The 24,598-nt window shown below is 66.4% G+C and carries 10 protein-coding genes; 7 read left to right on the top strand and 3 right to left on the bottom strand.

Annotated elements, in window-relative coordinates; translation table 11 throughout:
• The first annotated feature begins 53 nt into the window (after positions 1-53).
• The 5 genes from purS (at position 54) to AC59JP_RS08295 (ending at position 3,840) form a co-directional block, all read left to right on the top strand.
• Positions 54-287, top strand: a complete 234-nt coding sequence (gene purS / locus AC59JP_RS08315) for a phosphoribosylformylglycinamidine synthase subunit PurS (RefSeq protein ID WP_497325273.1) — start codon at positions 54-56, stop codon at positions 285-287.
• Complete coding sequence (purQ, locus tag AC59JP_RS08310; RefSeq protein WP_497325272.1) at positions 284-964, top strand: phosphoribosylformylglycinamidine synthase subunit PurQ; 681 nt, start codon at positions 284-286, stop codon at positions 962-964. Before purS ends, purQ begins: the two co-directional genes overlap by 4 nt.
• Before the next feature lie 94 nt (positions 965-1,058).
• Positions 1,059-2,051 (top strand): alpha/beta hydrolase, encoded by a 993-nt coding sequence (locus AC59JP_RS08305; RefSeq protein WP_497325271.1) that lies wholly within the window; start codon positions 1,059-1,061, stop codon positions 2,049-2,051.
• The gene (locus AC59JP_RS08300) at positions 2,048-2,974 is read left to right on the top strand and encodes a glycosyltransferase (RefSeq protein ID WP_497325270.1); all 927 of its coding nucleotides are present in this window, start codon (positions 2,048-2,050) and stop codon (positions 2,972-2,974) included. The genes AC59JP_RS08305 and AC59JP_RS08300 overlap by 4 nt, the downstream gene beginning before the upstream one ends.
• On the top strand, positions 2,971-3,840 hold the full coding sequence (locus AC59JP_RS08295) for a glycosyltransferase family 2 protein (RefSeq protein ID WP_497325269.1): 870 nt from the start codon (positions 2,971-2,973) through the stop codon (positions 3,838-3,840). Before AC59JP_RS08300 ends, AC59JP_RS08295 begins: the two co-directional genes overlap by 4 nt.
• Positions 3,841-3,843: 3 nt before the next feature.
• Here AC59JP_RS08295 and AC59JP_RS08290 read toward each other — a convergent pair whose 3' ends face one another.
• The 3 genes from AC59JP_RS08290 to AC59JP_RS08280 are packed head-to-tail and all read right to left on the bottom strand — an operon-like array spanning position 3,844 to position 6,433.
• Positions 3,844-4,656: an ABC transporter permease gene (locus tag AC59JP_RS08290; protein ID WP_497325268.1), complete on the bottom strand. Its 813-nt coding sequence runs from the start codon at positions 4,654-4,656 to the stop codon at positions 3,844-3,846.
• The gene (locus tag AC59JP_RS08285; RefSeq protein ID WP_497325266.1) at positions 4,653-5,471 is read right to left on the bottom strand and encodes an ABC transporter permease; all 819 of its coding nucleotides are present in this window, start codon (positions 5,469-5,471) and stop codon (positions 4,653-4,655) included. The genes AC59JP_RS08290 and AC59JP_RS08285 overlap by 4 nt, the downstream gene beginning before the upstream one ends.
• Entirely contained in the window at positions 5,468-6,433 is a 966-nt protein-coding gene (locus tag AC59JP_RS08280) for an ATP-binding cassette domain-containing protein (RefSeq protein WP_497325265.1), read from the bottom strand. The genes AC59JP_RS08285 and AC59JP_RS08280 overlap by 4 nt, the downstream gene beginning before the upstream one ends.
• A 210-nt stretch (positions 6,434-6,643) precedes the next feature.
• On the opposite strand from AC59JP_RS08280, the gene AC59JP_RS08275 reads away from it, so the two are divergent.
• The gene (locus AC59JP_RS08275; RefSeq protein ID WP_497325264.1) at positions 6,644-23,734 is read left to right on the top strand and encodes an amino acid adenylation domain-containing protein; all 17,091 of its coding nucleotides are present in this window, start codon (positions 6,644-6,646) and stop codon (positions 23,732-23,734) included.
• A complete protein-coding gene (locus tag AC59JP_RS08270; protein WP_497325263.1) occupies positions 23,731-24,597 on the top strand; it encodes a glycosyltransferase family 2 protein in 867 nt (288 codons plus the stop codon). Before AC59JP_RS08275 ends, AC59JP_RS08270 begins: the two co-directional genes overlap by 4 nt.
• Position 24,598 lies beyond the last annotated feature (1 nt).

The raw sequence follows: 24,598 nt of genomic DNA, 5'->3' as shown, positions 1-24,598 counted from the left end.
CCGGGACGGTAAACTCGCCCGGTAATCCCCCCCGATCCGTCAGGAGCGCTCACGTGGCCCGTGTCGTAGTCGACGTCATGCCCAAAGCCGAAATTCTGGACCCGCAGGGGCAGGCCATCGTCGGTGCGCTGCCGCGTCTCGGCTTCGCCGGCGTCTCGGATGTCCGACAGGGCAAGCGTTTCGAACTCGAAGTCGACGACAGTGTCGGTGACGAGGAGCTCGAGACCATCGCCGAGTCGTTCCTGGCCAACACGGTCATCGAGGAGTGGAAAGTGACGCGGCTGTGACCGGACCTCGTATCGGCGTCATCACCTTTCCCGGCACGCTCGACGACATCGACGCCTCGCGCGCCGTGACGATGGCGGGCGCCGAGGCGGTGTCGCTGTGGCACGGTGATGCCGATCTGAAGAAGGTCGATGCGGTCGTCGTCCCCGGTGGGTTCTCCTACGGCGACTACCTGCGCGCCGGCGCCATTGCCCGATTTGCGCCGGTGATGGGCGAGGTGATTCGTGCGGCGCAGTCCGGTATGCCGGTTCTCGGGATCTGCAACGGCTTTCAGGTTCTGTGCGAGGCAGGGTTGTTGCCGGGCGCGCTGACGCGGAATCAGAATCTGCACTTCATCTGTCGCGATCAGTGGTTGAAGGTCGAGAGCAATGCCTCGGCGTGGTCGTCGCGGTACGAAGCGGGCGCCGAGATCCTGGTGCCACTGAAGTCCGGTGAAGGTCGGTTCCAGGCGTCGGAGGCGGTGCTCGACGAGCTCGAGGGTGACGGCCGAGTGGTGTTCCGCTACGCCGGAGACAACCCCAACGGATCGCAGCGCTCGATCGCGGGCATCTCGTCCGCGAACGGACGCGTCGTCGGACTGATGCCGCACCCCGAGCACGCCACCGAAGCGCTCACGGGGCCGAGCGACGACGGACTGGGCATCTTCTACTCTGCGCTCGATGCGATCGTGAAGGCCTGACTCGAAGCAGGCTCATCACCCACTCGGGAGCCGGAATCGGGGACGGTCCCCGAAACTGTTCCCGCGCATCGCTGTATGCGTAACCTGTTCTCCCATGAGCTCATTCGGCGTCCGAATGTTCACCGTCGCGGTCGTGGTCTCCACGATGTCGGTGCTCGCGACACCGTTCGCCCTCGCCGACGACCGCTCTGCTCACGTCACCTCGTTCGATCGGATCGAAGGCTCGCGATGGGCGATGACCGTGTACTCCCCGTCCATGCGTCGCGACATACCCCTCGACGTGATCCGGCCGTCGAGCGGAGTCGCTGCGCCGACCCTGTATCTACTGAACGGCGCGGGCGGTGGGGAGGACGGCGCCAACTGGCAGTCGCAGACGGACGTGGTCGACTTCTTCGCCGACAAGGCCGTCAACGTCGTCACGCCGGCGCAGGGGATCGGCTCGTACTACACCGATTGGATAGCACCGGACCCTGTTGTGGGACAACCGATGTGGTCGACCTTTCTCACCGAGGAGCTGCCGCCGGTGATCGACCGAGTGCTGGGCACGAACGGCCGTAACGCGGTGGCCGGAGTGTCGATGTCAGCGACATCGGTCCTCGACCTCGCCATCGAGCGCCCCGGCCTCTACGAGGGCGTCGCCTCGCTCAGCGGTTGTGCGCGCACCGCCACGGTGGAGGCACAGGCCGCCATTCGTGGCGTCGTGCAGGTGGCGAACGGAGGCAACGCCGACAACATGTGGGGACCCCCGAATGCACCGGCGTGGTTCGAGCACGATCCTTATCTCCGAGCGGAAGAACTGCGTGGGACCGCGCTCTACATCTCCAGCGGCAGTGGACTTCCCGGCCGATTCGACACGCCGGAGGCGCCGCGGCGCCCGGGCTCGCCGCCGCTTCTGGATCAGATCCTGGTCGGGGGTGCCATCGAAGCAGTGACGAGATTCTGCACCACCTCGATGGTGGATCGATTGGCGCAACTCGGTATTCCTGCCACGATCGACCTGCCCGCGGACGGCACTCATTCCTGGCTGTATTGGCAGGAACAGTTGCACAAGGCGTGGCCCGTGCTGGCGGAGGCGGTCGACCGATGACTCGATCGGTCGTCGCGGTGGTCACAGCCTTCAACCCCGGCGAGAGCCTGATCGCCACGTGCGCTGCGGCGGACAAGCAGGTGGAACAGGTCGTGGTGGTCGACGACGGGTCACCCCGAGACGTCTCGGACATGCTCGGCGAGTGCCGATCTCGTGGCTGGACCGTGATCGAATCGGCGGACAACGGTGGGATCGCACGAGCTCTGAACCTCGGCGTGACGCACGCACTCTCTCGCGGCGCCGATGCAGTGTTGACGCTCGATCAGGACACGATCATCGACGACGACTACGTCCAGCGGGCGCTCGCCCACCTCGATCTGGCCGAGTCTCTGGACCTTCCCGACGTCATGCTGTCCACGTCCACCATCAACGATCTCGTTGCACCGTTCTGGTTCGCGCACAAGGGTTTGACGCTGGCTTTCGAACCCATTCAGTCCGGACTGCTGATCACGCGGTCCCTCTTCGAGAAGGTCGGCCTGTTCGAGGAGGACTTGTTCATCGATTGCGTCGAGACCGAGTTCTATCTGCGAGCGCGCGCTCACGGCGGTCACGCACTGGTCATACCCGGAGCAGGAATCGAACACCTGATGGGGCAGCCGCGACGGTGGGTGGCGCCGAGACCGTTGCGTTGGGTTCTTCGAGGATCGTTGGGCTCGTTCGAGTTTCGGGAAGACGCGGCATTTCGGCACTACTACATCATGCGGAACCGGTGGACGGTGTACCGGCGCTACGCGCGCTCGGAACCGTTGTGGTGCGCGGTGTCGGTGTTCAAGGATTCCCTCGCGCGGGCCGGGGTCTTCATGTTCGGTTCCCGTCGACTCACGCGCATGTATCTCACGGCCAGTGGATTTCGAGCCTCGGTCCGCGGGGAGACAGGGAAGATCCCCGATCGTGTGATGCGGCGAGCGCGGTTGATGCGATGACTCGGGGGCGAGCCGGGTCCGTATCGGTGATCGTTCCGGCGCGTAATGCGGCGCACACGATCGGAGTTCAGCTCGACGCTCTCGCCGGACAGACGTACGAGGGCACGGTGGAGGTGCTGGTCTGCGACAACGGTTCCACGGACGGTCTGCGAGAGGTGGTCGAGTCGCGTGGCGTGACGTGTGTCGACGCGAGTGCTCGACGCGGAGCGTCGTTCGCGCGCAACGTGGGTGTGCAGGCGTCGTCCGGTGAATTCGTCGCTTTCTGCGACGCGGACGATCAGGTGCACCCTCGCTGGCTCGAGGAGTTGACGGCCGCGGCAGAGAGAAGTGACGTGGTCTCCGGCGCACTGGAGACCGTGTCGCTGAACTCGCCGAGAGTGCGACGGTGGCGAGAAATGAACGATCCGGACCAGCCGTACGAGTTGTGGAAATACCTTCCGGTGCTGTGCGGGGCCAACTTCGGGGTGTGGCGCGACGCGTACGAGTCGGTCGGCGGATGCGACGAGTCCTATCGAACGTCCGAGGACACCGATCTGAGTCTTCGCCTTCAGCTCGCCGGATGGACGTTGTCCCATGCCCCGCGCGCTGTGATCGCCTATCGCACGCGCAGCACACTTCGAGGGCTGTGGCGCCAGTCCGTGGATTGTGGCGAAGGAGATGCACGCCTCTACAGCGAGTATCGCCACTACGGTATGCCCCGCAGGCACCCGATCATGACGATCGACGTGATCCTTCTCGTGCTGTTGCGAAACCCGTTGCTGCCCGGGGCGATCACCCGGTTGCCGCGAGGTCGCTGGGTGTTCTTCGCAGGAAACCTGGTGGGTCGCATCAAAGGAAGCGTCCGGCACCGAGTGCTCTGGGTCTGACAATCACCGCACCACGGCCGCCCGATACCCCCTGATCGCCGCGGGCGTGAAGAGCACCGCAGCGCCGACGGTCCAGGCGGCGGTGAGGAGCAGTTGCTTCGTCGCATCGAGTCCTGCTGCCACGCCACGGATCGCGTCGATTGCGCAGCTGAGCGGTTGATATTCGATGATCGGTTGCAGCAGGCGAGGATACGAGGCCACCGGCACGAAACCGGAGTTGAAGAACAAGGCGACGTTGGTGCCGACCGCCGTCCACTCGACGATGCGGGTGTCACCCGCCAGCAGCGCGAACGAGGTGATCATCACCGAGAACGACAACCCGAACGCAAGAGCGACGACGAGAACGAGCAGAGCTCCGGCCAGTCCCGTCTCGATCCGGAAGCCGACGACCGTGCCGACCAGCAGCACGAAGGCCACCGTCACCACGACGCGCACCGTCTCGGCGCAGAGCCGACCGACCAGTGCCGACGCCCGGTGAACGGGGAGCGCCCACATCTTGGCGAGTTGCCCGTTGTCCCGTTCGCGTTGCAGGCCGAGTCCACTGATCGAGGCGCCCGACATGGCGCCGACGAGTGCAACCATCGGGACCAGTCCGTACGCGCTCGGCGTCCCGGCATTCTCCGTGCGGCCCAGGACGAGCCAGAAGAGCAGTACCATCAAGGCCGGATAGACCAGTGCTTGAAGCAACGTGACCGGATCACGGAGCCAGCCGACCACGATTCGGCGGCACTGCACACCTGCTGCGCGTCGGAGCGACACCAGCGACGTCTCGGGGGAGAACCCATCACGAGCGTCGAACACGATGTCACGGCTCATCGGCGATTCCTCTGTGCGTACAGGGCGAGCGGAGCGAACGCGGCCAGGAGTCCGACAATCCACCACGCAGCGGGGACGACCGTTGCCGCGCCGAGGGTGCCGTCGGCGAGTTCGCGCATCACGGCGGAGAAGTGCGAGATCGGTTGATTGCGCGCAAAAGGCCTGGCCCACGCGGGAAAAGCCGACTCCGGTGAGAAGCCGGTGGAGAGCAGGCCCAGGACGAGTTGGGGGAGCACGAGCAGCTGTGATGTCGCTTCGGGGCTGCGAGCGATCAGGCCGAGCGCGTCGGCGCCGAGGGACAGAACGGCCGACACACCCAGCGCGAAGAACACGAACGCGGTGGCGCCGCCTGCGTCACCGGAGAAGCGGAATCCGAGAAGGTACCCGTACGTGATCGCGGCGAGGATGGAGACCAGCGAGCGCACCGTGTTGGTGACGGTACGAGAAAGCAGCGGGATCAGTGGGTGCATCGGCATCGTCGACAGGCGACGATTCATTCCGCGCATCGCGTCCAGTGCGGATCTCTGCGCGGCGCTGACAGCCGTGAACGCGGCGCTCTGCAGGACGATGATCGGCACGAGGAACTGCGCGTAGTCGAGCCCGCGCTGTTCCATGAGGGTGCGCAGCGGCAGGTACAGCCCCAACGCGAACACGGCAGGCATGACCAGCGCTACGACGAACTCGTTCTGGGACCACGCCGATCGCAGTGCACGCGACGCCATGGCGCGGGTCTGTCGGAGTGCTGTGGGGACACCCCTCTCCGGACGAATCCCGATGTCCGGCCACGCCATCTGCGGCTCGTGCGCCGCCGTCACGGTAGAGAACGCGCGGTGGGCGCGGTCAGGGTCAGGAACACGTCGTCGAGAGACGGGGTGCGAAGGCCGATGTCGCGCAGTCTGATCGATGCTGCCGACGCGCAGGCGATCACATCGGACATCGTGTCCACGCCTTCCGGTGCCAGTAAACGGACGATGCCGGGAACGGACCCGACTCGGAGGTTCTCGCCGTAGGTGTCGTGCAGCAGTCGCGCGAGGCGTTCGGTGTCGTCCGGGTCGTCGAGAACGGCTTCGCACCGCGTGTCACCGACGGCGGCCTTGAGGTCCGCCGCGGCGCCGTCGGCAACGACTCTGCCGTGGTCGACGACGACGATTCGGTCGCTCAGTCTGTCGGCTTCGTCCAGATACTGAGTCGTCAGCAGCGTGGTGATGCCGTCCTTCGACAGTGATTCCACGAGGTCCCACACCCGACCTCGACTGCGTGGATCCAAACCGGTCGTGGGTTCGTCCAGAAACACCACGGACGGCCGCACGACGAGCCCGCACGCGATGTCGAGACGGCGTCGCATCCCGCCCGAGAACGTGGACACCGGCCTTTTCGCCGCGTCGGTCAGATCGAACCGCTCGAGCAGGTAGTCCGCGCGGCTACGCGCGGTTCGGACGCGCAGCCCCATCATCGATCCGAAGAAGATCAAATTTTCCCGGCCGGTCAGCGTTTCGTCCAGTGCGGCATATTGCCCGGTCATCGAAATCCGTTCGCGCACCGCCGCCGGTTCGGTGGCGACGTCGAATCCGCAAACAGTCGCGGTCCCCGAATCCATGGTCGACAACGTGCACAGAATATCGATGAGCGTCGTTTTGCCGGCACCGTTCGGGCCGAGAATGCCGAGAACCGACCCGCTGTCTGCCGAGAACGACACACCCCGAAGTGCATCGACAGGTCCGAAAGATTTCCGTACACCGTCGACGCGTACCGCATTGTCGCTCGTCTCCGGCGTCATATCGATTACCGTTCCTCGTCCTGTTCGCTCGATCTCGACCCTTCGGCCGGGTGACCGAGAAGTGCTGTCCGTCAGTTTGTTCGGGCGTATTTTCCAAGTAAATTACCCATAAATCAGGTTTGCGATTCCATCATGCCATTGCGGCTGCCGCTTTCCGCGGTGAAAGGCGAGCGGTGTTATGGTGAAAATCGTGTTGAAATGCGGTGCCCAGTGAACGAATTTCCACTCTCGGCGGCGCAACGCAGCATTTGGTTCGCGCAGGAATTGGACACGAATACACCCCTGGCCATTGCGCAGTACATCGATGTCCGCGGGCCGCTGGACACACGTCTGCTCAGCGCCGTCGGTCGTGATGTCGCGCGTGAGTACGACACGGTCATGGTGCGATTACGTCGGACCGGCGGCGGACCGGTGCAGGTGGTGGACCGCACTCTGCGCGACGAGATGGTGCACCTCGACTTCACCGATCACGACGACCCCCACTCCGATGCGCTCGACTGGATGCACGCGGAGTTCACGCGTCCCATCGACATGTACACGGACCGCCTCATCGAGGTCGCGACGGTGCGCGTCGAGGAGCGACGGTGGTTCTGGTACACCCGAATTCATCATGTGCTGCTCGACGGCTACGGAGCTGCCGTGTTCGCGGAGCGGGCCGCGGAGATGTACACCGCCCGTGTGCGCGGAACACAGGTACCGCCCAACCGGGCGGGCACGCTGGAACAGTTGCTACAGGACGATTCGGCGTACCGACAGTCTCCGCGCTTCGAGCGCGACCGACTCTACTGGGCGCAGCGCCTCGAGGGCCTTCCGGACCCGATCAGGCTTGCCGGCGGCGTCGGCGCGCCGAGTGTACGGCCGCGAGTGAGCGGCGGCGTGGTGGATGCGCACGACCGCTCGGCTCTGGAACGTGCGTGCGAAACCCTGAGTACCACGGTACCGGCGCTCGTGACAGCGACGGCGGCGCTGTATCTCGCTCGGATGACCGACACGAACGATGTGACCCTGAGTCTTCCCGTGTCCGCGAGAACCACTGCGCTGCTGCGCCGTTCGGGCGGGATGGTGTCCAACGTGCTCCCGGTCAGAGCGTCGGTCACCGCGTCGACGACCGTGCGCGACCTGGTCTCTCGAGCCGGTTCCCAGATCCTCGGGGGACTGCGCCACCAACGTTTTCGATTCGAGGACATGCGCGCGTTCGGTGAGGGCGTCGACCACCGTAGTCGCGCCTTCTTCGGACCCGCGGTCAACGTCATGACCTTCCGCGGTGACGTGGTATTGGGCGAGTGTGTCGGCAGCGCAACGATTCTCACCACCGGTCCGGTGGACGACCTTGCGTTCGACGTGTACTCGGGGTCCGGGGGCGGCGACATCAGGATCGATCTCGAGGCCAACCCCTCGATGTACACGGACGACGAACTCGACGGTCATCACCGCCGATTCCTGGCTCTGCTTCGCAGCGTTGCGAATGCCGATCCCGAAATGCTTGCCGCGGACGTGCCGATGGCGACCGAGAACGACGTACACGCAGTGCGATTCGGTCCCGACGCGTGTGCTCCGCTCCTGCTGCCGGACATCTTCTCGCGGAGCGTCGAGCTTTACGGCGACGCGATCGCCATCGTCGCCGGTTCGCAGCGTCTGACGTACTCCGAGGTCGACGCGCGGGCGAATCGGCTGGCCAGGCTGTTGATCGCACGTGGCATCGGCCCGGGTAGTTTCGTGGTGGTCCTCCTCAGGCGTGGTGTACATGCGGTGGTCGCGGAACTGGCGGTTGGCAAGGCCGGCGGCGCGTTCGTGCCGGTCGACCCGACGCTGCCCGCGGAGCGAGTTCAGTTCCTTCTCGAGGACAGCGGCGCCGAGGTCGGCATCACCGATGAGGGGCGCGGTCGCGCCGCCGGCGCCGGGACATGGCTGCGGATGGGGTCCGCGGATCTGGACGAGGAGTATCTGACGGCCTCGGCCGCGCCGGTCACCGACGTCGACCGACGCGCACCGTTGCGTTTCGAGCATCCGGCGTACATGATCTACACCTCCGGTTCCACGGGTACACCCAAAGGGGTCGTGGTTCCGCACCGCGGGATCTCCTCGTTCGCCGACGAGCAACGTCGGCGGTACGGAGTCGAACCAGGTTCTCGCGCACTGCATTTTGCATCGCCCAGCTTCGACGCGTCGATACTCGAACTGCTCCTGGCTTTCACGAACGGTGCAACGATGGTGATCGCGTCCACCGACGTGTACGGCGGAGCGGACCTCGCGAATCTTCTTGCGTTCGAACGCGTCACCCACGCGTTCGTGACTCCGGCGGCACTCGCGTCGGTCGACCACGCCGACCTCTTCGATCTTCGCGTCGTTGTCGTCGGCGGTGAAGCATGCTCTGCCGACCTGGTTGCGCGGTGGGCGCCGGGCAGGCGGATGTTCAACGCGTACGGCCCGACCGAGTGCACGATCATGGCTACGGTGGCCGGTCCGTTGTCCGCCGGCGAGCCCGTCGACATCGGTGGTCCCATCACCGGAACGAGGGTCTTGGTGCTCGACCATCGACTTCGTCTCGTACCGCCCGGTGGAACAGGTGAGCTGTACGTCTTCGGCGCGGGCGTGGGGACCGGATACCACCGGCGGTCGGCGCTCACCGCCGGCCGCTACCTCGCGAACCCCTGGGGCGAGCCAGGATCGAGGATGTACCGCACCGGAGACGTGGTGCGTTTCGGTACCGACGGCAGCCTGATCTACCTGGGACGGTCCGACGACCAGATCAAGGTGCGCGGATACCGCATCGAACTCGGTGAAGTCGACACCGCTCTGCGCGCCGTCGACGGCGTGGCCTTCGCGGTCGCCGACGTACGAGACGTCTCGGGTCGGCCGACGCTCGTCGCTTACGTTCAGCCCGAACCCGACGTGGTCGGCGACGCGCTGACCGTCGATGTGCTGGACCATCTGCGAACAGTGCTGCCCGCGTACAGCGTTCCCTCGATCGTCGTGCCCGTTCCGGCGATCGCTCTGACCGTCTCGGGCAAGGTCGATCGCGGCGCACTGCCGACTCCCGAGTGGGCGCCGCACGAATACGTGGCGCCCAGAACCGATCTCGAGGCACGTGTCGCGCGGATCTTCGTTTCCATCCTGCGGCCCGACGTGCGCGATACCGACACGTTCGGCGCGACCGACGACTTCTTCGCAGTCGGCGGAAATTCGTTGTCCGCGACACGACTGGCATCGATCCTCGGCAACGAGCTCGGTGTCACCGTCCCCGTGCGGGCGGTGTTCGAGCACCCCACCGTGTCGGGATTGGCGTCCTATGCGGGAAATCTCGAGCCGTCTCGCGGTAGGACGCCACTGCGACGGTACGACAATCTCGGGCCGTCGGTGCCGGTATCGCCTGCGCAGCATCGGATGTGGGTGCTCAACCAGTTCGACACCGGCCGCGCGACCTACAACGTCCCGATGGCCCTTCGGTTGCGCGGCCCGCTGGACAGCGACGCTCTGGTCGCTGCCGTCTCCGACGTGATCGACCGTCACGAGAGTCTCCGGACGAGTTACCCGGACACTCCCGACGGCCCGACGCAGCGAGTTCACCCGGTGGCCGATCTGATGACCCGTCTCGATCTGAATCCGATACCGGTGACCGAAACGAAGGCCCTGCAACGGTATTCGGACGCAGCGTCTCTCGGATTCGACGTCACCGAGGCAGTGCCTCTGCACATCGAGCTGTTGTACCAAGGCCACGACGATCACCTGTTGGTATGCGTGGTGCACCACATCGGCGCCGACGGTTCGTCTACTGCTCCCCTTGCCCGAGACCTGGCCGACGCGTACCGAGCGCGCGTCGCGGGGAGGGCGCCGCAGTGGCCACCATTGCCGGTGCGATACCGCGACTACACCCTGTGGCACCACGAAATGATGGGCAGCGAGGGCGATCCCGAGTCGGTCGTCTCGCGTCAGTTGCGATTCTGGATGGATCGTCTGGCCGGCCTTCCGGACCGAATCGAGCTTCCGTTGGACAGGCCCCGGCCGACGGTCGCGTCGTTGCGCGGCGGTCGGGTGCACCGAGTGATCGACACCGACACGGTCGGCCGGATCGGATCTTTCGGGGCCGGCAAGGGCGTCACCCCGTTCATGGTCGTGCACGCGGTTCTGGCCGTTCTGCTCGCTCGGCTGACCGGTTCCGACGATGTGGCCGTCGGTACCCCGGTCGCCGGCCGCGGGGAGCCCGAGCTGGCGGATCTGGTCGGAATGTTCGTGGGCACAGTTGTTCTGCGCAATCGGATAGGTCTGCATCGACCGTTCGGCGACGTCGTCCTCGAGGTGCGCGACGACGACCTCGCCGCGCTCGAGAACGCAGACGTACCGTTCGAGAGGTTGGTCGAGCTTCTCAATCCCACTCGGTCGGCCGGGCACCACCCGTTGGTGCAGGTGGGCTTCTCGTACCAGAACATGGCGCCCAGCCGATTCGACCTGGACTCGGTGGGCGTCGACGTCGTGCACGCCGAGGTCGACGTGGCGAAGTTCGACCTGCACATGACCGTCGTCGAGGCCGACGGCGTGTTCGACGTGCAGTGGGAATACGCGCGCGATCTGCTCGACCATGCATCGGTCGAACGGATCGCCGACATGTACGCCGGTCTACTCGCGGCGGTGTTGGACCATCCGAACATCGCAGTCGGTGACCTGCCGTTGATCGGCGCCGATCGCGATTCGATCGGCACCGGCAGGGCGGTCGTTCGTGTCGAGCGCACGCTCGTCGAGGAACTCTCCGACACGGCCGCGCGCGCCGACAGGGCGGTCGCGCTGGTCGACGCGGGCGCCGACGAGCTCGCGACGACCTATGCCGAGATGGTCGTCCGCGTCAACGGTGTGGCGCGGGCGCTGATCGCGGCGGGTGTCGGACCGGAAGATCGTGTCGCGGTGGCTTTGCCGCGGTCGACTGCGGCGGTGGAGGTGATCCTGGCCGTCCTCGTGGCCGGCGGTGCGTATGTGCCGATCGACCCGAACGCGCCCGCGGAACGCATCACTTCCGTGCTGAAGTCCTGCGCGCCGATCGTCGTGATGGCCGACGACCACAGCCTCGTGGCGGATGCTGCAGCTGCCCGGTCGATCCCGGTCTTCGGCGCGAGCGTCCGTCGAGACAGCGCAGGTGCTCCCGCGGGATCGGGCGAAGAGATCGCAGGCCGGTCGGTGTTCCTGAGCGACGACGAGCGCCGGTCGCCGCTACGGCCGGAGAACACCGCGTACGTGATCTACACGTCGGGATCGACGGGGACGCCGAAAGGGGTCGCCGTCTCGCACCGCGCCGTTCTCACGCAACTGTTGTGGAAGCGCGAGCGGTATCCGCTGACGACTGCGGACACCACACTCCTCAAGACGCCGACCACCTTCGACCTGTCCGTGTGGGAGCTGTTCTGGCCGTTGCTCTCCGGCGCACGAATGGTCGTCGCGGAGCCGAACGGGCATCGCGACCCGACCTATGTCGCCGACCTGATCGACCGGTACGGCGTCGATTCGGTGCACTTCGTTCCGTCGCTGCTCGATGCCCATCTGGACGTGGTGGGCGAGCGTCCCGACCGGCCGGTCCCGTCGCGCATTCTGTGCATCGGTGAGGCGTTGAACACCGTGACCGCCGGGCGTGCCTCGCGGACTACAGGTTCGACGATCGTCAATCTGTACGGTCCGACCGAGGCTGCTGTCGGGGTGACGGCGCACGAGTTCGGACCGGACGAGCGTGCCGGGGTCACCGGGACGGTGCCGATCGGAGCACCGATCCCGGGCACCAGGGCATACGTTCTCGACGGCCGTCTGCACCCCGTCCCTCCCGGTGTCCGCGGCGAGCTCTACCTCGCGGGGGAGCAGTTGGCGTCGTACTACGAGGCGCGCCCGGACCTCACGAGCGAGCGCTTCGTCGCCGATCCCTTCGGCGGCGGTCGGATGTATCGGACCGGCGACATGGCCCGCGCCCACACCGACGGCGTCCTGGAGTATTTGGGACGCAACGATCTTCAGGTCAAGATCCGGGGCCAGCGCATCGAGCTGGGTGAGATCGAGGGGGCGCTGCTGCGAGATCGTCGGATCGCGTCGGCGGCCGTCACGGTACACGGGGGCGAACGACTCGCGGGGTACGTCGTCGCGTCCCGAATCGATCCGGACGAAGTGCTGGCGTCGCTGCGAGATCGGTTGCCCGCCTACATGGTGCCGGCGACTCTGACCGTCCTGGATTCGCTGCCGCTCGGCGGAACCGGAAAACTGGACCGTCGCCGGCTACCCGACCCGGGCGCGACGTCCAGGCGGTTCGAACCTCCCGCCACCGAGACGGAGAGGGCGGTGGCCGCGATCGTCGCCGATCTGCTCGGCGTCACCGATCGTGTCGGTATTCGTGACGATTTCTTCGATCTCGGCGGAAACTCCCTGACCGCAACGCGTCTGAGTGCTCGCCTCGGTGCCGAGCTCGGGGTGCACGTCCCCGTCACCGCCGTGTTCGAAGCCCCGACCGTGAGTGGACTCGCGGAGTGGGTGGACCGGTCGGCGGCGACCGAGGTGTTGCCGGCAATCGTGCGCAGGGACGAACGTGCACCGGCCGCGTTGTCGAACAGCCAGATGCGAATGTGGGTTCTGAACCAACTCGACGTCGGCTCACCCCTGTACAACCTGCCCCTGTCGGTCGAATTGTCCGGCGCCGTGAACCACTCGGCCATCGCCGCGGCGGTGAACGACGTTCTCGCGCGTCACGACGTACTTCGCACGATCTATCCGGCCGACGGCGGTGTACCGCATCAGGTCGTTCTCGAGAATGCCGCGCCGACAGCCGAATCGGATGGGCAGTTGCTGATCTCGCGTGGGTTCGATCTGACCGTGGATCTGCCGATCCGGTGGGCCCTCACCGTGTCGGACTCGATCACCGTCGTCACACTCGTCGTCCACCACATCGCGGCAGACGGGTCGTCGTTCGGGCCGCTCATGACAGACTTCATGGCTGCTTACGCTCACCACGCGACCGGCGTCCTTCCAGGCCTACCCGACCCGGTCCTGCAGTACGCCGACGTGTCGGAGTGGCAGCGGGCGTTGCTCGGTGACGCGCACCGCCCGAGACATGCTGTGCTGCAGCGACAGACGACTTACTGGGAGAGTGTGCTCTCGGACCTCCCCGGTCCGCTGGCCTTGCCGACGGACCGTCCGCGACCTCCGCACCCGTCCCACCGCGGTGAGACCGTGACCACCGTCGTTCCAGCCGAACTGCTCGGTGCGCTGCGATCGGTCGGCGGAGATCGCCACACGACGGTCTTCATGGTCGTGCACGCGGCTCTCACCCTCGTACTCGCGCGGTTGACCGGAACGGACGACATCGTCGTCGGCACTCCCGTGTCCGGGCGGGGACGAGCCGAGCTCGACGATCTCGTCGGCATGTTCGCGTCCACCATCGTGCTGCGAACCGCCGTCGATCGATCGGCGAGTCTGAGCGAGCATCTGGCCCGGGTTGCGGCCGCCGACGTCGCGGCGTTCGCGGCGCCGGACATTCCCTTCGACGAACTGGTCGACAGGTTCGCCGTGGGGCGGTCGGAGGCGCACCACCCGATCTTTCAGGTCATGCTGGCCTTCCAGGACGCGCCCGTCGGACCTGTCGAGATCGCAGGAGTGCGCGCTACCGTTGCGGCCGTCGACCTGCCGGTGTCGAGGTTCGATCTCCACGTCACAGTCGATGTCCCGGTGGGGGATGCGGACGCGTCGGTGAGGTGGACGTTCGCAACCGACCTCTTCGATGCCTCGACCGTCCGAGACATTGCCGCGATGGTCCATCGTGCGCTCGGCCAGTTCGTGCACGACTCGTCGACGCGGGTCGACACGCTCGACATCATCGGTCCGGGGCGCCTGTCCGAGATCGATCGGTGGAGCCGCGGACCCGCCGACGAGCCCTGCGTGGGAGTACTTCCCGATCTTCTGACGCAGTCGGATGCGCACGTCGACGAGGTGGCGCTGACCTTCGGTTCGACCTCGGTGACCCGTGGAGAGTTCTCCCTACGGGTCACCCGCGCAGCCCGCGTTCTGTTGGCTCACGGCGTCGGGCCGGACACGGTTGTCGCGGTCGCACTGGACCGTTCGATCGACCTGTTCGTCGCTGTGCACGCCGTCGTGGTCGCCGGCGGGGCCTTTCTCCCGCTGGACTCCGCCCAACCCCATGCCCGGACCGACGCGATGATCTCGGTCGCGAATCCGATCGTGGTCGTCACCGACGATCCGAACGCCTTCGATCGACGAGTGCTGACCGCGGGCGACCTCGCAGATCCGGCGATCTCGGACGAACCGGTCACCGACGCCGACCGTTCGGCTCCCCTTCTCCCGGAACACCTTGCGTACGTGCTCTTCACATCCGGATCGACCGGTGAACCGAAGGGTGTCGGGGTGTCGCAGGCCGGGATCGTGAACCGACTGGCCTGGATGCAGCGCGACTATCCGATCGGTACGGGTGATGTGATTCTGCACAAGACGCCCGTCACGTTCGACGTATCGGTGTGGGAGCTGTTCTGGGGCTTCGCCTTCGGAGCTCGCACCGTGATCGCGGAACCGGGCGCACACCGCGACCCGGTTCGTATCGCCGAACTCGTCGACGCAGAATCGGTGACCGTCGTTCATTTCGTTCCGTCCATGCTCGACGTCTTCCTCGCCGGCTCGGAGTCGTTCCATTCCACGCTGCGGCTGCTCTTCACGAGCGGCGAGGCACTGTCGGGAGCGACAGCTGCCGCGGTGGCATCTCGCACCCGGGCATGCGTCCATAATCTCTACGGACCCACGGAGGCGTCCATCGACGTGACGGCATACGCGGTCGCCGCACGGCCGATCGCGGCTCCGGTACCGATCGGCCGCCCGGTCGCGGGAGTCGTTGCGACCGTTCTCGATCACCGCCTTCGGGTCGTCGACGCGGGGATACAGGGTGAGCTCTACCTGGGAGGGGTCCAGGTTGCCCGCGGGTACGTCGGAAAGCCCGCGTTGACCGCAACCCGGTTCGTGGCGGATCCGTACGGCACCGGTGGCAGGTTGTATCGCACCGGAGACTCGACGCGGTGGCGTCGACCCGTGGCCGGTGAGTCACCGGCCCTGGAGTATCTCGGACGCAACGATTTTCAGGTAAAAATTCGTGGGCAGCGTGTCGAGCTGGGGGAGATCGAGACCGCGTTGCTGACTCACCCGATCGTGCGCGGCGCGACGGTCCGAGTCGTTGGTCATCCGCCGCAACTGGTGGCGTACGTCGTGACCGATCGCGAGTCGATATCGGAAGGCGAACTGCAGGTGCATGTTCGACGGCGACTGCCGGACCACATGGTTCCGGCACGAGTCGTCGTGCTCGACGAATTCCCGCTCAGCTCCGCAGGCAAGGTGGACCGCGGCGCACTGCCCGATCCAGGCCGTCGCGTGCGGGAGTCGACGCCGCTGGAGACCGATACGGAGCGCGAGGTCACGACCATCTTCGAGACTGTGCTCGGCGGCGGTACCTTCGGCGCCGACTCGGACTTCTTCGACGTCGGTGGTAATTCGCTGACCGCATCTCGGGTGGTGTCGGGCATTCGAGACGAGCTCGGCGTCACGTTGGCGTTGTCGGACGTGTTCACCGGGCGCACGATCGCGTCCCTGGCGGCCCTCGTCGACGCAGCGAAACCTGATGCGGCACAGCCCGCTGCCGCAGTCCCGGTGACCGTGCCACCGCGGCCGACTCGAATTCCGCTGACGTCGGCTCAAAGCCGAATGTGGGTGCACAGTCGACTCGATCCCGAGTCGGGTGCCTACAACATCGTTGCACCGTCGACCGTTCCGCAGCGCGTGGACGCGGCGGCGATGCGCCGCGCTCTCGCCGACGTCGTCGAACGACACGAGGCGCTGCGCACGCTGTATCCGGACGATGCGGAGGGACCGTTCCAGTTCGTGCTGCCCGCAGTCGAGGCCGCCTCGTCACTGGCCGAGGTCGTCGTCGAGCTCGCGCCGACCGACGATCCGATCCCCGCCGCGACACGTGCCTTCGATCTGGGCCGTTCACTGCCGATTCGGGTTGTGCTGCAACCCCTCTCCGACGACGAGACTCGAATCGTACTCGTGGTCCACCACATTGCCGCCGACGGGTGGTCGATGGGTGTGCTGTCGTCCGATCTTCTGCACGCGTACACCGAGCACCGGGCCGGCAGGACAGCTCGATGGGATGCGTCTGCTCGCAGTTTCGTCGACGCGATGCTGGTCCGCTCCGCGCGTCTGGGATCACCCGAGGACCCGGAGTCACGGTCTGCGCAGAACCACCGGTACTGGTTGCAGACTCTCCACGAGGCTCCCACGGTGAGCGCAATCCCCGGAGACCGTCCGCGGCCCCCGGTGCCCACCCATCGCGGCGGGGCCGTGGGCGCCAGCGTGAGCCGAGCCGACCTGGCTCGGTTGACGACTCTCGCCGGTGACGCTGGAACCGGCCTCTTCGCGATGCTGCACAGCGCTCTGGTGACCGTGCTGGCTCGCTCCGGCGCAGGCATGGATGTGGTGGTGGGTGTTCCGACCGCCGGTCGTGACGACGCCGAGACCGACACTGCCGTGGGGATGTTCGTCGGTATGGTTCCGATGCGCAGTCGCTACGAGCCGTTGCTGTCGGGCGCGGCTGCGGCGCGGCAGTCGTCGACCACCCTGCTGGCGGCCCTCACCCACCGAGACGTCGAACTCGACCGTGTGATCGACGAGCTCGGCATCGAACGCGACACCGCCGTGCACCCCGTGTTCTCGGTGACTCTCGACTTCGACGAGTCGCCTCGTCCCGCATCCGCCACGATCTCGGTCGACGACATGGACGTCGCCACAGCGCGTTTCGACATGGAGTTCACTGTCTCCCGCGCCGGGGACGGACTCGAGATCCGCCTGGTGTTCGCGAGCGACCTGTACGACACATCGACGGCGAGGCGAGTGCTCGACCGGTACACGGCGGTGCTGAGGGCGATGGGGCGTTCTCCGAACCAGCCACTACGCACCGTCGACCTCGACGACACGGTGGAGCCGGCTCCGTCGACCGCGCAGCTGCCACCGCTCGTTCTGAGCGACATCCTGTGCACGGCCGGAGACGTCGTCGACGGCGATGACGGGACGGTGCACTCCGTGGTCGGCATCGCGACCTCGGCCAGGCGCTTGGCTCGTTTGTTGCTCGACCGGGGGGTTGGACCCGAAGACGTCGTGGCACTGGCGCTCCCGCGATCGGTCTCGACGGTGGTCGCCGTCCATGCCGTGGCGATGACGGGGGCCGCGTTCCTTCCCGTCGACCCGGCCCTGCCCGCCGACCGTGTCACCTACATGCTCACCGATTCGGGTGCACGCCTGGTGGTCACGACACGAGCACTGCTCGGGGACGGTCACGAAGGGCTACCCACTCTGATTCTCGACGACGACCGAACGGCGGAATTGCTTCGACGACAGCCCACTACGCCGATCGACGCCGACGAGCTGCGTTGCGCTGTTCACGTAGATCAGTGCGCCTACCTGATCTACACCTCGGGGTCGACGGGAATGCCCAAGGCGGTGACGACGACCCATCGCGGTCTCGCAGCATTCGCCGACGAGCAATTCCGACGCTACGGCGCGCGATCTCACCATCGCACGCTGCAGTTCGCATCCCCCAGTTTCGACGCGTCGATTCTCGAGCTTCTGATGGCGGCCCGAAGCGGTGCCACGATGGTGGTGGCGCCGGGAGGTGTGTTCGGCGGTGACGAACTCGCTGGTCTCCTCGCTCGTTTCCGCATCACCCATGCATTCCTCACTCCGGGTGCGCTGGAGACGATCTCGGACGAGCACGCGCTGCCCGACCTGCACACAGTCGTCGTGGGCGGAGACGCATGCCCACCCGCGCTGGCGCAGAGGTGGATCCGACGTGGAACAGCGGTCTTCAACGCCTACGGGCCGACCGAGGCGACGATCATGGCGACCGTGGCGGGTCCGCTGTCGGCGTCGGACGTCCGGTCCTGGGTTCCTATCGGCCGACCGATCGTCGACACGACGGTCCGGATACTCGACGCCTCGCTCGGTCGAACTCCGACCGGCGTGCCGGGCGAGATGTACATCAGCGGAGGTGCGCTCGCACGCGGATATCTGAACCGGCCTTCTCTGACGGCAGCGAGTTTCGTCGCCGATCCCGATGGAGCGCCCGGTTCGCGCCGCTACCGGACCGGTGACCTCGCCCGATGGTCCGGACGAGACGCCGAGCCGGCCCTCGAACATTGCGGCCGGGCGGATTTCCAGGTCAAGATCCGCGGTCATCGGGTGGAGATCGGTGAGATCGAAACCGCTGTGCGCACTCTGGCGGGCGTGACTGGATGCGTCGTTACCGTCCGGGGTGACCTGTTGGTCGCCTACGTCCAGGGGGCGGCCGGCGATCCGGACCACGTGATCGACCACCTTCGAGAGCGGTTGCCTTCGTACATGATTCCGCAGTCGGTCACACCGATCGATCGTATTCCCCTCACCACCTCCGGCAAGGTCGATCACCGCTCGTTGCCCGAACCGACACGGCGTACACGGCAGTTCGTTTCGCCCCGGGGGGACAACGAAATTGCGCTGGCGGACATCGTCGGAGAGGTGCTCGGCCTCGATCGGGTGGGCGCGACCGACAACTTCTTCGAGGTCGGGGGAAACTCGCTGTCCGCGACCCGAGTCGTCTCGAGGGTTCGGCGCGCGACGGGACGTGACATCGCGGTACGCGACCTGTTCGATGCTCCGACCGTGCGCGCTCTGGCAGTCCGCGTCGGTGCGGCCGGGATGGTGTCGGAGGCCGAGGTGGGCTCACTGGAGCGTCCGGCGGTTCTCCCGTTGTCCCCTGCACAGCAACGCATGTGGTTTCTGAATCGACTCGATCCGTCGTCCACGACGGAGAACGTGCCGGTGGTGGTGAAGCTGACCGGAAACCTCGATCTCGCTGCATTCCAGGCGGCGCTGACCGACCTCGTCGAACGCCACGAAGCGTTGCGTACCGTGTACCCGGACTCGGTGAACGGTCCGCACCAGGTGGTGCTCGATCCGCGCGATGCGGCCGTCAAAGTCTTTCCGCAACTGGTGTCGACGGCGGCATTGTCACGGTCGGTGGAAGCCGTCGTCCACACAGTTTTCGACGTCACAGCCGCACCGCCACTTCGAGTGGAGTTGTTCGCGGTCGACGACGCGGACGAGGTGTCGGTTCACCTGTGTGCATTGGTGATTCACCACATCAGTGCCGACGGCGTGTCCGTCGTCCGGCTCGCGGCGGAGCTCGCCGAGGCCTACGGCGCACGGCGCGCGGGGATCGCGCCCGCATGGGAGCCGTTGCGGGTGCAGTATGCGGACTTCGCACTGTGGCAGCGCCGTCTGCTCGACGCCGACGGAACGCGTGCGGCCGTCGAGAAGGACTACTGGACGGCACGACTCGGCGGTGCGCCGTCGGTGCTCGAGCTGCCGACGGACCGGATGCGTCCCGCGCGGCGGTCGGGCCACGGTCGACGAGTGTCGTTCGCGCTCGATGCCGCCACCCACCGCGCGATGGCCGAACTGGCCGCGGCGCAGGACGCCAGCGTGTTCATGGTGGCCCACGCTGCGTTCGCAATTCTGCTCGGTCGACTCGGTGGTACTTCGGATGTGGTGATCGGCACCCCGGTGGCAGGACGGGGCCACGAGGATCTCGACGGCGTCGTCGGAATGTTCGTCAACATGCTGGCCTTACGCTCGATCCTCCCGCCTTCACTCACCGGTGCCGAGGCCGTGCAGCACGTGCGCGAGGTCGACCTCGATTCGTTCGAGCGTTCGCAGACGCCCTTCGACCGCGTGGTCGAGTATCTCGACCCGCCTCGTTCGCGGGCGCACCACCCGATCTTCCAGGTTGCGTTGTCGTTCCAGAACATCGGTCTCGCCGCCGTCGAACTGGACGGCCTGCAAGTGGACATCGTGGACGCCGACACCGAGATCGCAGAGTTCGATCTCCACCTGACTCTGGTCGACACTCGCGACGAGCACGGGCGCGAGGGACCGGTCGATGCGTCGATCTCGTACTCCACGGACCTTTTCGACGAACACACGGTCGAGATCATCGCGGAACGATTCCGCCGCATCGTCGACGCTCTCGTCTCCGAACCGGACCACTCCATCGGGTCCTACGATCCGACCGTCTCGTCGGACGTCGTTCGCACCGAGGCCGTGGTCGGTCCCGCGTCCAGGACGACCTTGGCCGATGCGTTCGTGGCCGCCGTAGACAGGTATCCCGACGCCGTGGTGCTCCGAACCGACGGCAAGTCGATCACCTACCGGACGTTCGCTTCTCGGGTGTTCGCGACGGCGCGGCGGCTGATCGACCTCGGGGTGGGACCGGAAACCACTGTGGCCCTGGCCATTCCCCGTGGCCTCGATCAGGTCGTCGCCATGTACGCCGTCGTGATGGCAGGTGGCGCCTACGTTCCGGTGGACGGCGCCACCGACAGAGTGCGGACGATTCTCGAGGCCGCCCGTCCCGTGGTCGTCCTGAGCGCCGGCAGTGGCGTGGTGCCGGCCTACGACGCTCCGGTTCTCGACGTCGCGACCGTCGTAGGCGATGGCTGTGAACCGGTCACCGATGCCGAACGCTCGGCGCCTCTGCGGCCGCAGCACCCGGCCTATGTGCTGTTCACCTCCGGTTCGACCGGAGTTCCCAAGGGGGTCAGCGTCTCTCACGGCGCTGTCTGCGAGCAGTTGGCGTGGATGCAGACGCGCTACCCGCTCGGGGAGGACGACGGCGTTCTGGTGAAGACGTCTGCCGGGTTCGACCTCTCGGTGTGGGAGTACTGGTGGGCCCCGCAGGTCGGTGCTCGCATCGCACTGGCGCCGGTGGGCGCCGAGTACGACACCGACGCTGTGGCGTCGGTGATCCAGGACGAGTCGATCACCGTGCTGTGCACCGTTCCGTCGTCCTTGGCGATGCTGACTCGACAGGGTTCCTTCCCGGGGTCGATCCGCCGAATCCTCTGCATCGGTGAGGAACTGTCACCCGAACTGTGCGCGACGGTCCTCGCACTCTCGTCCGCCGAGATGCACAACCTGTACGGCCCCACCGAGGCGACTGTCAGCGTCACCGGCCACGACGTCCGCGACCTCGTCCAATCTGTCCAATCTGTCCAATCTGTCCAATCTATCCAATCCAGGGTTCCGATCGGACGGCAGCAGCCCGCCGTCGGCGTTGCCGTTCTCGACGCCGCTCTGTCGCCCGTCGTCGGTTCGGCAGTCGGCGAAATGTACATCAGCGGGCCACAACTCGCGCGGGGGTATCACGGTGATCCAGGACGAACGGCAACGTCGTTCGTGGCCGACCCGCACACCGGGGCCCGGATGTACCGCACAGGAGACCTCGTTCGTCGCCGTACCGACGGCGCACTCGACTACGTCGGACGTTCGGACAGTCAGATCAAGATTCGAGGGTTCCGTATCGAGATCGGAGAAGTCGAATCCGCGATGCGCAGCGTTCGCGGCATCGCCGATGCTGCCGTCGTGGCCGCCGACCTCGGGACCGACCGAGCTCGACTGGCTGCCTACTATGTTGCTGCCGGGACGAGTCCGGGGGAGAGAGTCGTTCGCGAAACGGTGCGGGATCGATTGCCGGCCTACATGGTTCCGTCGACGTTCACCGAGTTGTCGGTACTCCCACGGGGTGTGACGGGCAAGGTCGATCGGGCGCGATTGCCCCGGCCCGAGCCTGTGCGTCGACAGTACGTCGCTCCGCGTACGTCCACCGAGACGGCGGTGTGCCGCATCGTCGCGGAGGTGACCGGAACCGACCGGGCAGGAATCGAGGACGGGTTCTTCGAACTGGGTGGCAACTCCTTGGCCGCCACATCGGTGGCCTCCAGGATCGAACAGGTTGTGTCCATCCACGTTCCGGTCCGCATCATCTTCGATACGGACACTTTGGGTGAACTGGCACGCGCCGTGGACGCGATGGTCGATACCGACGGTGGTGCCCGTGCAGTGCCGATGCGCCGCTCGAACGACGCTACGAATGTCCCACTGGCGCCTGCCCAGGAACGAATCTGGGACTGGTCGACCTCCCGCCGGACCCAGGACTGGAACGTTCCGCTGGCGCTGCGCCTGGTCGGCGACCTCGACGTCGATGCAGTGCGCGAGGCGATCGGTGACCTGGTGTCGGCGCACGACGCACTCCGAACGGTGCACGCCCGCACCGACACCGGGGCCGTGCTCGAAGTGCTGGACGCCCAGCGTGCGATCCCGGAGATCGACGTGGTCCACGTCGTGGAGAGAGACCTGCCGTCCGAGCTGGCGCGTGCCGCTCGGGAGCCGATCGATCTGCTCATCCGGACGCCTGTCCGAGTGCGTCTGTTCGACTGTGGCGCGTCCACGCACGTCCTGACGGTGGTTGTCCACCACATCGTTGCCGACGGTCGGGCGATGGCCGTGTTGATGCGGGACATGTTGACGGCCTTCGCCAGTCGGGCATCGGGTACGCCGCCCACACTGGCGACCGGGCCGTTGGAGTACGTCGACTACGCGGCGTGGCGCCACCACGTCCTCGGTGATCCAGCGGACCCCGCGAGCGAGTTCGCTCGGCAGATCCGGCACTGGACAAGGGTTCTGGCCAGAGAAGCCCAGCGGCCGAGGCTCCGCACCGACCGCCCGAGGCCGGACGTCTGGGAATCCGACGGCGGTGCTGTCGAATTCCGGGTGGAACCGAGCCTGCACGCCGTGCTCGAGCAACGGGCGAGATCGGCCGGCGCCGGTTTGTTCGTCGTCCTGCAGGCTGCCTTCGTCGTCCTCCTGGCCGATCGCGCAGACGATGCCGACGTGACGGTGGCGACATCCAACGCCAATCGTCCGCACCCCGATCTGTCGGACATCGTCGGCAACTTCGCCGAGGACCTGCCGATGCGCATCGACGTCGACGACCGCCGGTCCTTCTCCGATATCGTCGCGGCCGTACGTACGTCCCTCGCCGATGCGCTCGCGCATCCCGATGTCTCCGCCCCCCGACTTGTCGAGGCTCTCGGTCTACCGGTGTCGGCCGCGGAGCATCCCATCTTCCCGGCCATGCTGATCGTGCAGCCGGCCGCGGACATCGCCGACTCCATCACGCTCGGAGGCGTCGACATCGATCGCGTGCCGATCGACGATGTCGTGGCCAAACACGAACTGGAGATCACGATCACCGAGCACCGCGGTCACGGCGGACTCACCGGCACTCTGCTCTACCCCCGTGCCCTCTTCGACGAGTCGACCGCGCAGTCGATCGCCGACGGGTATCTGGCCGTCCTGCGCGCCGTGACCGATCACGGTGACCCCACCGTCGAGGACCTGAGAGGTGTTCTGTGACAGAGGTGTCCGTGGTCATCGCGGCGTTCCGCGCGACAGATGTGATCGACGTCCAGCTGGACGCACTCGCGAAGCAGGATTACCGGGGCTCGTGGGAGGTGATCGTCAGCGACAACGAGGGCAGCGAGCTGCTTCGGCAACACCTGGCGAATCATCCCCTCGAGGAACAACTGTCACTACGCGTGGTCGATTCTTCGGACCGGGCCGGAACGTCGCACGCGCGCAACGTCGGAACCAGAGCGTCGTTTGCGGAGTTCGTCGCCTACTGCGATCAGGACGACGCGGTGCATCCCGGGTGGCTCGGCGCGCTGGTCGCCGCATCCGAGTCGGCGGATCTCGTCGGCGGACCGCTCGAGCGAGACACCCTCAACGACCCAGTCGTGGCATCGTGGAGAGCGTTGCCCGATCCCGCCGAACCTGTGGTTCTCGGCCGGTACCTACCGATGACGTTCGGGTGCAATCTCGGTATTTCGCGCAGGGCGTTCGATGCGGTGGGAGGGTGGAACGAAGACTTCCCGACCGCCGGTGGTGACGTCGAATTCTGCTGGAGGGTGCAGGAATCGGGTTTCAGCTTCGGGTACGCACCTGGCGCGATGGTGGCGTACCGCTACCGAACCGAACTCGGGCCGACTTTCGCCCAGGCAGCGGAGTACGGATGCGCCGAGGCCCGGGTGGCTGCGCTGTTCGGGGCGCCGGGTCGGCAGTGGTGGTGGTTTCCGGTGCACGCCGCCGTGGTGGTGGCGATTGCCCCGATCTGGCCGTGGGCCTGGTCGCGCCGACGCAGAGGTGAGTGGATGTGGGTCACCGGGAACCTGATCGGACGAGTGCGGGGGAGTGCGAAGTACCGATACCTGTACCTCTAGC

This window comes from Rhodococcus sp. 320_ES (assembly GCF_059691855.1).
Note: the sequence above shows the minus strand (reverse complement) of the source record. Positions and strands in the feature narration are given on the sequence as shown.

Coding starts and splice junctions, on each gene's coding strand:
- AC59JP_RS08305 (WP_497325271.1), top strand. CDS start 1,059: ATGAGCTCATTCGGCGTCCGAATGTTCACCGTCGCGGTCGTGGTCTCC.
- AC59JP_RS08300 (WP_497325270.1), top strand. CDS start 2,048: ATGACTCGATCGGTCGTCGCGGTGGTCACAGCCTTCAACCCCGGCGAG.
- AC59JP_RS08295 (WP_497325269.1), top strand. CDS start 2,971: ATGACTCGGGGGCGAGCCGGGTCCGTATCGGTGATCGTTCCGGCGCGT.
- AC59JP_RS08290 (WP_497325268.1), bottom strand. CDS start 4,656: ATGAGCCGTGACATCGTGTTCGACGCTCGTGATGGGTTCTCCCCCGAG.
- AC59JP_RS08280 (WP_497325265.1), bottom strand. CDS start 6,433: ATGACGCCGGAGACGAGCGACAATGCGGTACGCGTCGACGGTGTACGG.